Genomic DNA, 239 nt, shown 5'->3' on the forward strand with positions numbered 1-239 from the left:
CTATGCTTGCATCAGCTGGCACATTGACGATCTGGCATACGGTATTTATGATTTTAACCGCTGTCATCGTTGGTATTGGTGTGACAAGTGGTATCGAAAAAACAGCTAAGATTTTAATGCCGTTATTGGGTGTGATTCTGTTCGTTATCGTTGGTTATAACGTGATGAACGGTGGATTCGGTGAAGCAGTTGCTTACCTATTTACGCCAGATCTTAGCAAACTAACGGCTGATGTTATG

Annotated in this window: 1 pseudogene; it reads left to right on the plus strand. The window is 41.8% G+C overall.

Annotated elements, in window-relative coordinates:
- A pseudogene (locus SB725_RS33710) lies at window positions 1-239 on the plus strand (sodium-dependent transporter); the annotation flags it as partial.

It is taken from the genome of Pseudomonas sp. SIMBA_041 (assembly GCF_046535095.1).
GTDB lineage: Bacteria > Pseudomonadota > Gammaproteobacteria > Pseudomonadales > Pseudomonadaceae > Aquipseudomonas > Aquipseudomonas mucoides.